The following is a 13,637-nucleotide window of genomic DNA, read 5'->3' as shown; positions in this document are numbered from 1 at the left end:
TGCATCCTCGAAACCGTCATCGCCCGATCAGGCGCTCACCTGTCCTTGGCCTTCTGTGCATTGCGGGCAAGCCGGGCAATGTCCTCGCTGGTCAATCCCTTCGTGGTCCGCAGCAGCGCCGCCAGTTCCACCGGATGGCGCTTGATGATGTCCGACAGGTCGCTCGCCACGCGGCCCGCCCGCGCCAGCAACTCGTCAACATCGCAACCGATGATCTGCGCAATCGCCTTTACCTTGTCCTCGGCAGGTGGCGCGAATTCGTCGCGCTCGACCTTTGAAAGATAGGTCGGGCTCACCCCGATCAACTTCGCCATCTCCCGCAAACCAATATCGTTCGCCTCGCGCTCTCGGCGTACGAACTCGCCGAACTTCGCCCCTGACATGCCCGTTCTCCCGTCCCCTGTTTACAAACCACTCTACGGTAGCAATCGCCGATTCGCACCGCACTGTCAACTGTTACCTAAACATATCTGAGAGACCGATCAGGAGGTGAGGCCGACAATGCCGATGATTTGCGGTATATTGGTCCAAACGGAAGAACAACAACTGGGTGCGTCCATGAAGACGTATGCGCTCGCGCTGGTCATTTGTTTCGATACCCTACTCCTTCCCACGCCATCGCTGGCCGAGACCCTCCCCTTCGTATTAGGTACGGCGAAGCCGGCACCTATTGAGGCTGGGGCCACCTCGCCCGCTGACGACGACTGGCAAACTGAATTGCCCGTTCAACGCTACGATCCTGAGATCAAAGGAGGTGGCGTATACGGGTTCGCTGAGGCAATCTTGAAGGGTCTCGTCACCGCCATCGGCCTGTTTCCAGAGTCACCGCTCGCACGCTCGGAGCCAACGAAGCTCCTGGAGAAAGCTGCTGACCTGTACGACTCGGCGGACAAGTTCGCTGGATCGCTTGAAGAGGGAATTGGGCCAAATCAGAGTGCCGATCAGGTCTCATTGATCAAACGGGAGGCCCGTCGGTTGCGAGGTCTCGGCCCGAATAATCTGTTCGATCCTGGCCGCACTTTCTCTCTCGACTGGCAAGGTGTTTTGTCAGGAACCAAGGATGAGCGCAACACGGCCATCGACGGTGTGCTTACAGCGATGAAGAACACCCGCAGTACGCTGTACATTCTTCGGGAACAGCGCCATAGCCTTCGGCTGCAGGCTTCCTTCGATAGGAAAATGTCTGAGCGGGCGAACGCCATCGGCGAAAAAATGACTGAAATTGGTTTGTCCAAAACGACCTCTTTCCTGAGTCATTTGCTGGTAGGCCTAAAGATGACGCACGTGGGCCTCGATGACATGCCGGCCCTTCGAGACGCATTGTCTGATAGAGAACAAGCCGCCGAGGCGGCGATGCAGAAAGCCACCGAGATACTTAAAGACCGCAGTCAGGACCTAGAGAAACTTGACGCCGAGTACCGCGCCGCAGAACGAATCCACGAGAACCGAACGCGTTCCGAGTATGCAGAGGAGCACCCGAAGGCTGCGCGTCTGCTTGAGGATGTGGCCGGGCTCCAAGCTGCCCAATCACGTCAAGATGATGAGGCTGTCAAGGAGCTAGAGCAGAGTTTCGAGGCAGACGTCAAAACACTAATGTCGTCGGATGATGCCGGGCCTGTTGAGGACACATCGCCCAAAGCCCCAGAAACTTTGGAAATTGGTGGGCAAAAGTTTGAACCAATCACCAAAGCCGAACGCGAAAAAGATCCGGACGGTTACAAGAAATGCGAAAATATGTACGTCTGGAAACCGGGGACGAACACCATCGTAGCTGATACCTACGTGGACCGTGGCGGCAAACAATTTTACTACGAAAAAGTAGAGCCTCACGACGGTGGTGACCATTCCAATTTGGGCACTGTACTAGTCGACACAGAACTACTAAACGATGGCCAAGACCCGAACGCAGAGCAGCCTCCAGCCGAAGAGCCTGCAAGCAAAACTCCTAACCCCTGTAACACCGGTGAATTGCCGCCGGAAGAGTGCGAACCGGAACGGCCGTTGTGGACCGACGATACGCGGGCAGGCGGGATGTGCATGCAGGTCCAGAAGACCGAAGAACTCGTATCTTGGAAGGATACCTCGTCGGACTGCCATTTATGGCGCGCATTATACAAAACCGCGTCGGTCGATTGTCCCGAGGATACCGTCCCTTCCGGCGGACGCTGCCTAGATCCTGTGGAAGCCGCCTGCCTTGAAAACCCGGTAATGTCAGCGTGCCAGCATCCGCCCGCGATCGACCCACTGACTGGATGCCCGAGGGGGCAAGTAATGGATTTCTTGCTCCAGACGTGCCGCAACCCAGGACCGTCTCCCTGCGACGGCCTCAGCAGCGTTGCCGAGCAAAGGGCGTGCGTTGCCCAAAACGAGGGCATCGATTGCCCCGAAGGAACTGAACTGAGAGACGGGCATTGCGTGGACCCGGCAGGCACCTACTGTGACAACGCCGGCGCTACAGATATTCGCTGCCTTCCCGAGCGCTTAGGTGTATGTACGCTCTCTCTTTCTCAGGGCCCTTGCCAACCACCAATTGAACAGCAACCCGGTCCTCCAGACGAACCATTCCCTGGTGTGGGAGAGGTCCTCACACCGCCAGAGGCAAAGGCCATTCTTGCGGTCGACCCAGCGATGGTCCCTGATTTCCCTGCTGAGCATGTCGGCCAGCTCGACCTCCAAGCAGCGGCTCAGGGACTAGCGCCTACGAATGCCGCTGCGATCCCCGACTTTCAGGGATCAGCGATTCGAGGGGTGGCAAGTATAGGCTTTATCGGGCGCGCCGACTCCGATGGGTCCGACCTAAAGCTGGTAGGGATGGAACGTGCCGACGGTTCCCGAATAGTGGTCACCGACACGACCACCCTGAACGCCTTTGACACGCCGATGACCGACCCTGATTTCAAAGTAATTGCATCTGTTAGCTTGCATGAAGAGGTGTTCGCATTGGTGAAGGCTTCACAAAAAGGCGAGAATGCAAAAAGCTCGCTCAGGCGGGTCCGTCCAGGTTCGGTCGAAACGCTTCTTGCTCTCGATCCCAAGGAGGAGCCACTGGACATCACATTTTTTCCAGGCGGCGACCTCGCGCTACTTGTTCGAAAGTACGGCGATTTCGAACGATGGCCGGAACTGCTTCGTGTCTCGCAAGAAGGCAAGGTCGTTTGGAGGAAGCTCTACAACAGCACGCTCCTAGGCCCCGACGGCGACAGCCTGAGCGCTGAGGGACTCGTAAGCGGCGCTGGAGCGGACTTCGTGCTGCTCGTTGGAACCGCACGCTCAGCGCCTTGGATCATGAAGGTTGACGGCAGTGGCTTCCCCGTCTGGGAGAAATCGTACTTGTACGACAGCGTAAGCGGCGAATTCGAAGATGGGGCAGCCAGATCGGATGGGTTCGCACTTGTCGGGAAGATCCATATGCGCGAAGAGGACCAGCCCGAGGCTCTAGTGGCCAGAGTCTCGGAAGATGGCACGCTTTCCTGGATGCGTGGGTGCGGCGGGCGCGCGTTTGACGAAGCGGTGGGCGCAGCTTTTGTTGCCGATGGTGGCTTACTAGTCGTTGGCGCGACGAAATCAAAGGAACTGGCAGCTCAAGCCAATGACGAGACAAGGAGCTGGGTCATGTCGCTTGACAGCAATGGCTGGCTTGCTTGGGAGACAGGTCTAGGGCTCGGCGGCGCTGCAGCGGCCGCTTGGGAGAACGGAGTCGCCTATGCGGCAACTGATCGTAGCACAGTTGGATCATTTGCCTTGCGGCCTACCTTCGGCGGAAGAGAGCTTAATTGGGACGGACCTGAAGTATACAAGTTTGTCCCCCATCAGAATAACAACCCTGCGATGTTGGCAGAGGGCGTCGCCACCTGCTTTGACGTCGTCGCTCGGGTAGGACTGTGGGCGGTTAATGAATCTGACCTCGCTGAGACCCTGCGGGATTCTCGGATTCGCGGAAACTGAACCCCACTTCGAAAAGACCGAGCTTGGGGCGCTTGAGGAAGCCGCTGCAGCGTGATCCGGACCAGCAAAGAAATCCAAAAACGGTTCCCCGAGGCGGCTAACGCCTATCCTTGGACCAAGACCGAAATACGATGCTGCCTGGTAGAGAGGGGGATCGAAAGACGGGTTGCGATTTGCCGTTCGTTGGCCAAAGAAGGGTGCAGATCAAGCTTCACTCGGACTGCAGCGCACATAGTACAAGTGCATGGGCTAAGCGGCGAAGCGGAGGGCTCGGATACCCTCAATAGACTGTCGAAAATCCGCGTCTGGGCTAATGCACATGGTTCTAAAAGTGTTCAGGAACGGCAGCCAACAGTCTTTCTTTGGCAAGAAAATCAACAATATAGCTGTCGCCCTTGACTGCCGAACGACCGTTCCGACCCTTCCCCTTTCGACGTAGTTATTCGCGGACGACGCCCTAGTTCGCCACACCCTCGAGAAATCGCTTCGCTAGCGCGTTGCTAGCGAAGCGACCGATCTCTTCGTAATCGGGGCGATCTTCTGCACTATCTGGAGACCTTAAGACGACAAAAGCACTCGCATCCGGTACAATGACACGCGTGAGGTCTTCACTTTCAATTGGTGCAGCATGACGAGCGCCGCAATTTGGACAGTCGTCATCGCACATGCATGACCATTCGTCGACCCAATGTTCGCCGCAGCTGTAGCATTCATAATGGTTTGCGTACCAAGACATTTAGGCATTGTCCTCTTGCTCGACCTTCAAAAGTTCTCTTTCCTCAAGCGATAGCGGCCACGGGCCACAAACTCGAGATATCCGTTGTCTCTGAGGAACTGCAATTGCTGACGAATCTTTGGTCTCACATTTCTGTTGTTCGGGTACAGAGCGCTCAGTTTCCTTTCGAACGCGTAGATTTGTTCGATATCGAAATCAGTCGCGCCGATCATATCGACACATCTCATTACTTCAATTAGCCAGCCACGAGCATCTGCCTTTTCCTCACGCAGAAAAAGGGTGTGCTGCCATTTTGCGACGACGACCTCTTTGGGGATCGGGATGCTGTTCCTCACCACAAATATTCGGCCCGCATCCGGGATGCGGTCGAGCAAAATATTGGAACCAACCCAACCCGCTCTCCTTGCTGTCAGCGCCAGTGGTCTCCTTTTCTCGATGATGTCTGGTACGAAGAAATGCTTTGGAACAACGCAAACATGCCTTACCGCTTTTTGCGTCAGGTCATAATTCAGCAATATCAAATTCGGGTTAGTCGATGATGCCAATCTGTCAATTTTGGTAAAATAGGCTCCGTCGGCGACCTTCGCGCCAAATGCTTTCTTTTGGCTTTTCAGCTCGAATTGATCATTGCAACTGCTGCAGAAGAAATCAGCAACAGGCAAATTAGCGGGGAATTTTTCTAGACGGGAGCTTCCACAATTAGGGCAATAAATCCATTGCGAGGCCCACTGCTCGGTCCAAATTCTGGCTTGTTGTGATCCACTATTATATTTTACCTGCGTCTCTTCAAAACCAAATTTCATTCTCGGTTAAAACCATCTGTTCGCGGACGCCAAGAACTTAAACTTACAGTTCGGCAATGGGCGATCAAGAGCTTCTTGTCTGGCGCAGCCGGTGTGCCCTTGTCTCCACGGACGATATCTGCATTTTGTCGGATCGCTCATAGAGAATAAGCGGTCGATTCTGCTGATAAATCTAGCCGCTCGCTCGCTACAGCGCTGTCGAGAGCGCGCTCGCGAGCGACTTTGCTACCGCCGAGCTACACCAGGTCCCGGGACACCATCCTAATGGCAGTCGATATCCGGGGCCGGCAAGCAGGCAATGTTTAGGCACCTAACCCCTGATCGATGAAAAGCCCGCCACGGGAGCGACCCGCGGCGGGCTTTCGGAGTGGCTACATCCCTAAGGAATCGACCGCTTGTAGTTGTATTGTGAACTGCGTGATCGTGTTAGCCTATGGTGTGATCGCGGAAGTCATCTTCGGGCTCGGCTTCGGCGATTGCCTTGCCTTCCCGATCAATTTCTTTGTGCCGCGTTTGATTTTCAAAGTGGCACCCTGCCACTTTGAAATCTTCGCTGCGACGGTCGCCTCCTCGCCCACCGACCTTGGAGCAGGTGGAGGCTCAAGCGACGGTTGCTCTTGCCAATCGCGTCCCTTGGCAGCAATCTCGGTTCAAAGAGCCGCTCATCGGGTGGATGTCGGCGTGATAGGTTTTGCCATGACCCGCGATCAGATGCTCGCCCACCTCCGCGCCGCCGGTGAAGTCGCGCGCGAGGCGGCGGCGCATGGGCACCATCCCTTCGGCGCCGTCCTGGTCGGGCCCGACGACCGCGTCCTCATGCGCCAAGGCAATATCGACACGATGCGCCACGCCGAGACCGAGCTCGCCCGGCGCGCCGCGGCAGCCTATCCGGCGGATTTCCTGTGGACCTGCACGCTTGTCTCGACCGGCGAGCCCTGTGCCATGTGCACCGGGACGCTCTATTGGGCGAATATCGGCCGCTTGGTCTATGGTTTCGAGGAGGCGAAGCTCCTCGCGGAGACCGGCGACCACGCCGAGAACCCGACCATGAGCCTCGCGGCGCGGACGGTCCTCGGCTCCGGCCAGAAGCCAATCGAGGTCGTTGGCCCCGTCCCCGAGATCGAGGACGAGCTCCTCGCCCCGCACCGCACTTTCTGGAAGCGCTGACGCGGTGGCTAAGGGCTGCCACTCCGCAGGCGGTTTCCGCATGCACCACTGCGGCTCCCGATAGCCCCGATGTTCGATGCCGACGAGATCAGATCCGTCGAACCAGCACGAGACATTCAACTTTGCGAAGTGTAGCTGACGAGTTGGCAAGGCAACTGGTCCTCCCGCCCAACGGTGCTGCCCTGGTGTTGCCATACGCGCCCATCCCGCACACATTGATAGCAACCTTTCCGGCTAAAGCCCCGGCCAGCCGCCAAGCACGCTTGCACGAGACCACATGGATCGCTTCAACCTCGGCACCTACCGCCGCCCCATCTCCACCCTGTCAGCTGAAACCCAGCGCTGGTTCGATATCGGCCTGAACTGGTGCTACGGCTTCAACCATGAGGAAGGCATCAAGTGTTTCGAGAAGGCACTCGAAACGAACCCAGATTGCCCAATGGTGCATTGGGGCATCGCCTATGCCGCCGGGCCTTTCTACAATCTGACCTGGAAGGAGCATGGCGAGGCCGAGGCCGACAACGCGACGAAGCGTTGCTTCGAGCATATCCAGCTGGCGCGCGCCAATGCTGCTGCCGCCAGAGAGGTCGAAAGGCGGTTGATCGAGGCACTGGCCAGCCGCTTCCAGAAGCCGCATCGGGTGACACTGGCGGAATTCGAGCAGTGGGACGACGCCTACGCGGCCGCGATGCGGCTGGTCTACCACGACTTTCCAGACGACCATGATGTGATGGCGCTGCTGGTCGAGGCGCTGATGATGCGCACGGTGCGGCGCCTGTGGAACCTCAAGACCGGTGCGCCGGCAGCGAATTCGGACGTGATCGAGGCGCTCGAAATTTGCGAGCGGTCGATCCGGCTTGCCGACGAGGCCGGCATTGCACAGCATCCGGCGGTCGTCCATCTGCATATCCATCTGCTGGAAATGTCCACCATGCCGGAACGCGGCATGCGCTCGGCGGACCTGCTCGGCGAAATGTGTCCCGATGCCGGGCACATGAACCACATGCCGGGGCATATCTATGTGCTGTGCGGCGAGTACGAGAAAGCAAAGCTCGCCAGCGAGAAGGCGGTTCGCGCCAACGACCTCTATCTCGCCTATGCCGACGAGCCGACCTACTACCTGGTCGGCTGCTGCCACGACCTGCATCTGATGATGTTCACCTGCATGTTGCTCGGCCAGTCCAGGCCCGCCCTGTGGGCCGCCGACAAGGTGCGCAGCCTGGTGACGCGCGACGTGGTCAGCCTTCCCGACCGGCCAAAGCTCACCCAGACGGTGGAAGGCTACCACGCCATGAAATCGCATGTTGAGGTGCGCTTCGGCCGCTGGCAGGAGATCATCGACGAGCCGGTTGCCGAAGAGCCCGGCCTCTATGTGCTGACAGCCGCCATGCAGCGCTACGCCAAGGGTGTGGCGCATGCGACCCTGAGGAATTTTGTCCAGGCGGAGCGCGAGCGCGAAAAATTCCACTGGCATCTGGAAGGCATTGCGCCCGAGCGGCGCTTCCTCAGCAACCCGACCCGGGCGTCGCTGGCTGTCGGCGCGGCTCTCCTCGATGGCGAGCTTGCCTATCACCAGGGCCGACATGAGGAGGCTTACAACTATCTGCGGCAAGCGGTCGAGCTTGACGACAATCTGTCCTACACCGAGCCGTGGGCGTGGATGCATCCGCCGCGCCATGCGCTGGCAGCCCTGCTTCTCGACCAGGGCCACACTCAAGAGGCCGAACAGGTCTATCGCGACGATCTGGGCTTGAGCGGCAAGGTGCAGCGCTGCGCCCAGCATCCGAACAATGTCTGGGCGCTGCACGGGCTGGTGGAATGCCTGAAGCGGCGCGGCGACACCGAAGAACTGCCGGCGCTGCAGGCAAGCCTTGCCATGGCGCTGGCCAAAGCGGACGTGCCGATCAGCTCGTCCTGCCTGTGCAGGACGAGCGTGCAGTCAGCGTCTGGCTGCTGTCATTGAGGTCCCGAACCTAAAGCGCGTCGCGTCGAAACGGATTCATGCGACGCGCTTTAGGTCTTTGTTTGTATGCATGTCGTTGTCTCAAAACCGGGGCCACTTTTGAGCGACATGCATTTAGCCCAGCCACTTCTCATAGTCGGACACCAGCAGGTGCACCGGGGCGACGTCCTCGTCGATGTTGGAGAAACGGCCGATCTGTTCGCGAAACACGTTGTCGGTGAGATCGTCGTTGACGGTCGACACTTCGCCGATCAGCACATCCTTGCCTTCGGCCCAGAAGGCGTGCCAGACGCCGGGCAGCAGTGTGACGCTCTGGCCCGGATCGAGCTTCAGGAGCCCGCCCGCCGGCAGCCTGTGGATGGTTCCGTCGACAGGCACCGATACTTCGGCCTTGGGATCGATACCACCGTCGCGATCGTGCATGAACAGTTCCAGCACCAGCTTGCCGCCACCCCGGTTGATGATGTCCTCGGCCTTGATGTTGTGGCGGTGCATCGGCGACAGCTGGTCCTTGCGCGAGATCATGATCTTCTCGGCATAGAGCATGCCCATGCCCTTCTTCATGTCCTCGTAGCGACCGTTGCGAACGGTGAACAGGAACAGGCCGAGCTCCTTGAACTTCTCCTGGCCGTAGTCGGTGATGTCCCAGCCGAGCCGCGAGCTGAACACGGCCGAGGAGTCGGCCTGGCGCGCCTTCGCCTCCTCGGGCGACCAATAGGCAAAGGGCGGCATGATGTAGCCGAACGAGCGGATGAAAGCGTCGGCTTCGCGGATGATGTCGTTGATGGCGGAGCGTTTCATGATCATGGTCCTTCGTGTCGACTTTTCTAGCGCGGTTCACCGTTTCACGGAAACGCTGAACCACTCTAGCTCCTTGTTTTGACGCAATTCCGGGCGGAAAATCGTTTCCCGCTTTTCCTGGAATTGCTCCAGCAAATCGCATAGCCGAAGCCCGATCCGGTGTCGATCCATCTTGCCGCCCTGCCCGGCCCTTGAGGCTTGGTGCATGGACCACAGATCCGCTGCGCTGGCCGGGTGACATCACGCGCTTTCAGGGTCATAAACCCTGCGGATTTCCATGGGGTGACAGACGATGCCGACCATCCACGACCTCGATACGCCATCGATCCTGATCGACGCCGCGCGCGCCGAAGCCAACATTGCCCGCGCCCAGGCCCATGCCGACAAGAACGGACTGAAGCTGCGGCCGCATATCAAGACGCACAAATTGCCCTATTGGGCGAAGAAGCAGGTGGCGGCCGGCGCCGTCGGCATCACCTGCCAGAAGATCGGCGAGGCCGAGGTGATGGCCGACGCCGGCCTGACCGATATTTTTCTTCCTTATAACATCCTTGGGCGGGCCAAGCTCGCGCGGCTTCTGGCGCTGCATGGCCGTGTCACGCTGTCTGTGACGGCTGACAGCATCGACACGATCGAGGGGCTGGCGGCGACCTTCACCGATGCCGGTCATCGTCTGCCGGTGCTGGTCGAGTGCGACACCGGCATGGGCCGCTGCGGCGTGCAGACGGCGGATAAAGCGGTTGCGCTGGCAAGACAGATCGACAAGGCCGGCGGCCTCGCCTTCGGCGGGCTGATGACCTACCCGGCCGCCGGCCGCGCGGCGGAGGCCGAAGCCTGGCTTGCCGACGCCAGGGAGGCGCTGGCCGCCTCGGGCCTCGCCTGCGAACGCATCTCCAGCGGCGGCACGCCGGACATATGGCGCTCCAGCGCGGCATCGGTTGTCACGGAGTATCGCCCCGGCACTTACATCTATCTCGACCGCTATCAGGTCGCCAAAGGCGTCGGCAGCCTCGACGATTGCGCGCTGACGGTGCTGTCGACGGTGGTCAGCCACCCGACGCCGACTCGCGCCATCCTCGACGCCGGCAGCAAGGCGCTGTCCAGCGACACGCTGGGGCTCGCCGATTTCGGCGAACTGCTCGGCGTCTCGGGAGCGCGGGTGACGGGCTTGAGCGAGGAGCACGGCAACGTCACGCTTTCGGGGGGCGGCAAACTGCGCATCGGCGAACGCGTCCGCGTCGTGCCCGATCATTGCTGCGTCGTCACCAACCTGTTCAACGAGGTCAATCTGATCGACGGCGACAAGGTGCTGGAAACATTGCCGGTGGCAGCGCGCGGACGGATGGGATGACCGGCTTCGTCAGATACAGGTGAATTAAACTGGTTACCGCTCAGCCTGCCGTGCCGCCACACGCCGCATGGCAATGACCCTGCGGCGGCGGATTTCCGTGCGCATTGCCATCAGGTGCAGCGCGAAGAACAGCGCCGTGAAGCCTACGGCCATCACCAGCAGCGGCCACAGCAGGCTTGGGTCGATGGTCGGCCCGCCGAGCCTGAACACCGAGGCCGGCTGGTGCAGTGTGTTCCACCAGTCGACCGAGAATTTGATGATCGGGATGTTGATGAAACCGACCAGCGTGATGATGGCGGCGGCCCAGGCGGCGCGGCCGGCATCGTCGAGCGCCCGGGTCAACGCGATGATGCCGAGATACATCAGGAACAGCACGAAGACCGAGGTCAGCCGCGCATCCCAGACCCACCAGGTGCCCCACATCGGCTTGCCCCAGATCGAGCCGGTGATCAGCGCCAGCGCGGTGAAGACAGCACCTATGGGCGCCGCCGATTTCAGCGCGACATCGGCCAGCGGATGGCGCCAGACCAGCGTGCCGAGCGCCGAGATCGCCATCAGCGTGTAGCACATCATGGCGAGCCAGGCGAATGGCACGTGGATGTACATGATGCGAACGGTGATGCCTTGCTGGAAATCCTCAGGCGCGGCGAAGCTCATATAGAGCCCGACGGCAAGGACAAGGGCGGCGATGGACGCCAACCATGGCACGACCTTGTCGGCCAACCCGACAAAGCGCGTCGGGTTGGCAAGATCCATCCAGCCGGTCAGGCGTGAAGTCGTGTCGCTCATGCGGTTCTACATAGACCGCCGGCACGTTTGGGGCAATCGAGCGGTGGTGTCGCAGGCTGGCGAAGCAGCGGGGTGGCGTCGCCTGCACCCCCACCCGGACCTTCGGTCCGACCTCCCCACAAGGGGGAGGTAAAAGAACGAAGATCAGGCGGCGGCTTCCTGTTGTTGCTGCACGGTGCGGCTGAGGCGGCGAACCTCCTCGTCGTTGAGCAGGCCGCCGGCGCGCAGCAGGCTGGCAAAGCGGCCATTGCGGATCGACAGTTCGGCGAAGCCGCCCATCTCGATCACCTTGCCCTTGTCCATGAACACGACCAGATCGGCGTCGCGAACAGTGGTCAGGCGGTGGGCGATGATGAAGGTGGTGCGGTCGCGCCGCAATTCGTCGATCGCTTCCTTGACGCGGTCCTCGGTCTCGACGTCGAGAGCGCTGGTCGCCTCGTCGAGCACCAGGATTGGTGCATCCTTCAGCACGGCGCGGGCAATGGCGATGCGCTGACGCTCGCCGCCCGACAACTGGCCGCCACGTTCGCCGACCAGCGTGTCGTAGCCATTGCTCTTGGACAGGATGAAGTCCTGCGCGGCAGCCGCGTTGGCGGCAGCATGGATCTCATCATTGGTCGCCTCGGCGCGGCCGACACGGATGTTGTCCTCGATCGAGCGGTTGAGCAGGCCCGCATCCTGGAACACGGTGGCGATCGAATGACGCAGCGACTTGCGGGTCACGGTGCGGGTGTCGACGCCGTCGATCAGGATACGGCCATGAGACGGCGAGAAGACGCGCTGCAGCAGATTGATCAGCGTGGTCTTGCCGGCGCCCGTCGGTCCGACGATGGCAACGGTCTGACCGGCCTCGACCTCGAACGACACGTCGTCGATGCCCTGACCCGAATTGGCGAATTCGAAGCCGACATTCTCGAAGCGGACATGGCCGGTGACGTTGGTGAGATCGCGCAAGCCGTCCGGCTCGGCGGCGTCGGCCGCGGAGTCCTCGAGGTGGTAGAAGTCCTCGAGCTTGGCGCGGGCTTCCGAAATCTGGTTGGCGAAAGCCGACATCTGGTCGAGCCTGGCGATCAGCAGCGTGGCAAAGCCGGTGAAGGCGATGACGTCACCGATGCGCAGCTGGCCATGGGTGACCAGATAGGCGCCGATCAACAGCACGACCATCATCGAGATGGTCGACGACAGACGATGCAGCGCATTGGCCATCGCCCACCAGTCGAGCACCGGGTTCTGCGCGTCGAGCAGGTTCTTGACATAGCGGCGCAGCGTGTCCGCCTCGTGGCCGAGGCGGTTGTAGCTCTGCAGCACGGCGACGTTGGAGACCGAGTCGGTCACATGCGCGAACACCTGATGGTAGTGCCGCTCGACGGCGGCCTGGCCTGCCTTGGTGCGCTTCATCACCAGCCGGCCGATGCCGACATAGAGAGCGCCGAGCGCCAGCAGCACCAGCGACATGCGCAGGTCCATGCTGATTGCCGTCGGGATCAGCAGGAACAGCGCGACCGCCGTCGACAAATGCTGGCGCATGAATTCAAGCCACAGGCTGAACAGCGTCTCGACCGCGCGCAACAGGGTGTGCAGGGCATTGGAGGTGCCGCGCTGGTGATGCCAGGCAAGCGGCATGGTGATGACACGCTCGAACGACTGGCAAAGCACCTCGCTGCGCCGCTTGTGGGCAAAGCGATCGGCGCCGCGCGCCACCAGAACGAAGGCAACGATGTTGAAGGCGCCGAGGCCCGCCCACAGGGCAAGCGTGGCAAACACCGAGCCGCGTTCGGAAATCGCATCGATCACCCGTCCGAACATGATCGGCTCGAGAATGGCGATAATCGCGAGAGCGATGTTGGCCGAACAGATCAACGCGACGCGTTTCCTGTCCGCGGCCAGATAACCAAGCGCTCGCCAGTAGATTTGAAGAAGGGTCACCCCAGTTACTCCGCCATGCTGATTATTGTGCACTGCATCATTTGACTCGTATCGGTTGATACGTCGCAAAACAATGGCCGTGTACCTCTTCAGTTCCCTCTGAGCGAACAAAAGATGGCGACGTTCCGAAATCTGCCGTGATCACCTAACGGTTTG

At 60.1% G+C, this 13,637-nt stretch carries 9 protein-coding genes; 4 read left to right on the top strand and 5 right to left on the bottom strand.

Translation table 11 applies throughout. From position 1 onward, the window contains the following. Positions 1-35: 35 nt before the first annotated feature. Positions 36-383, bottom strand: a complete 348-nt coding sequence (locus ACFFNA_RS38115) for a helix-turn-helix domain-containing protein (protein ID WP_378925316.1) — start codon at positions 381-383, stop codon at positions 36-38. 118 nt (positions 384-501) lie between these two features. Here ACFFNA_RS38115 and ACFFNA_RS38110 point away from each other — a divergent pair, with 118 nt between their 5' ends. Beyond that, positions 502-3,945 carry a tumor necrosis factor receptor family protein gene (locus ACFFNA_RS38110; RefSeq protein ID WP_378925314.1) on the top strand — a complete coding sequence of 1,148 codons (3,444 nt, stop codon included), beginning with the start codon at positions 502-504 and terminating at the stop codon, positions 3,943-3,945. Positions 3,946-4,707: 762 nt separating this feature from the next. On the opposite strand, the gene ACFFNA_RS38105 is transcribed toward ACFFNA_RS38110, so the two are convergent. Beyond that, positions 4,708-5,484, bottom strand: a complete 777-nt coding sequence (locus ACFFNA_RS38105; protein ID WP_378925312.1) for a DpnI domain-containing protein — start codon at positions 5,482-5,484, stop codon at positions 4,708-4,710. A gap of 417 nt (positions 5,485-5,901) precedes the next feature. On the opposite strand from ACFFNA_RS38105, the gene ACFFNA_RS38100 reads away from it, so the two are divergent. Then, positions 5,902-6,651: a nucleoside deaminase gene (locus ACFFNA_RS38100; RefSeq protein WP_378925311.1), complete on the top strand. Its 750-nt coding sequence runs from the start codon at positions 5,902-5,904 to the stop codon at positions 6,649-6,651. Positions 6,652-6,928: 277 nt separating this feature from the next. Next, positions 6,929-8,614: a hypothetical protein gene (locus tag ACFFNA_RS38095; RefSeq protein ID WP_378925309.1), complete on the top strand. Its 1,686-nt coding sequence runs from the start codon at positions 6,929-6,931 to the stop codon at positions 8,612-8,614. A gap of 114 nt (positions 8,615-8,728) precedes the next feature. Here ACFFNA_RS38095 and ACFFNA_RS38090 read toward each other — a convergent pair whose 3' ends face one another. Then, on the bottom strand, positions 8,729-9,415 hold the full coding sequence (locus ACFFNA_RS38090; RefSeq protein ID WP_378925307.1) for a D-lyxose/D-mannose family sugar isomerase: 687 nt from the start codon (positions 9,413-9,415) through the stop codon (positions 8,729-8,731). A 292-nt stretch (positions 9,416-9,707) separates the two neighbouring features. Here ACFFNA_RS38090 and ACFFNA_RS38085 point away from each other — a divergent pair, with 292 nt between their 5' ends. Next, a complete protein-coding gene (locus ACFFNA_RS38085) occupies positions 9,708-10,766 on the top strand; it encodes a D-TA family PLP-dependent enzyme (protein ID WP_378925305.1) in 1,059 nt (352 codons plus the stop codon). A 33-nt stretch (positions 10,767-10,799) separates the two neighbouring features. Here ACFFNA_RS38085 and ACFFNA_RS38080 read toward each other — a convergent pair whose 3' ends face one another. Together ACFFNA_RS38080 and ACFFNA_RS38075 are read right to left on the bottom strand one after the other, a co-directional pair. Further along, the gene (locus tag ACFFNA_RS38080) at positions 10,800-11,555 is read right to left on the bottom strand and encodes a heme ABC transporter permease (RefSeq protein WP_378925303.1); all 756 of its coding nucleotides are present in this window, start codon (positions 11,553-11,555) and stop codon (positions 10,800-10,802) included. A gap of 144 nt (positions 11,556-11,699) precedes the next feature. Next, entirely contained in the window at positions 11,700-13,481 is a 1,782-nt protein-coding gene (locus tag ACFFNA_RS38075; protein WP_378925301.1) for a glucan ABC transporter ATP-binding protein/ permease, read from the bottom strand. Positions 13,482-13,637: the final 156 nt, after the last annotated feature.

It is taken from the genome of Mesorhizobium kowhaii (assembly GCF_042431665.1).
In the GTDB taxonomy this organism is placed as follows: Bacteria; Pseudomonadota; Alphaproteobacteria; order Rhizobiales; family Rhizobiaceae; genus Mesorhizobium; species Mesorhizobium kowhaii.
This window is presented reverse-complemented; position numbering and strand designations above follow the sequence as displayed.

Coding starts and splice junctions, on each gene's coding strand:
- ACFFNA_RS38115 (WP_378925316.1), bottom strand. CDS start 383: ATGTCAGGGGCGAAGTTCGGCGAGTTCGTACGCCGAGAGCGCGAGGCG.
- ACFFNA_RS38110 (WP_378925314.1), top strand. CDS start 502: ATGCCGATGATTTGCGGTATATTGGTCCAAACGGAAGAACAACAACTG.
- ACFFNA_RS38105 (WP_378925312.1), bottom strand. CDS start 5,484: ATGAAATTTGGTTTTGAAGAGACGCAGGTAAAATATAATAGTGGATCA.
- ACFFNA_RS38095 (WP_378925309.1), top strand. CDS start 6,929: ATGGATCGCTTCAACCTCGGCACCTACCGCCGCCCCATCTCCACCCTG.
- ACFFNA_RS38090 (WP_378925307.1), bottom strand. CDS start 9,415: ATGAAACGCTCCGCCATCAACGACATCATCCGCGAAGCCGACGCTTTC.
- ACFFNA_RS38085 (WP_378925305.1), top strand. CDS start 9,708: ATGCCGACCATCCACGACCTCGATACGCCATCGATCCTGATCGACGCC.
- ACFFNA_RS38080 (WP_378925303.1), bottom strand. CDS start 11,555: ATGAGCGACACGACTTCACGCCTGACCGGCTGGATGGATCTTGCCAAC.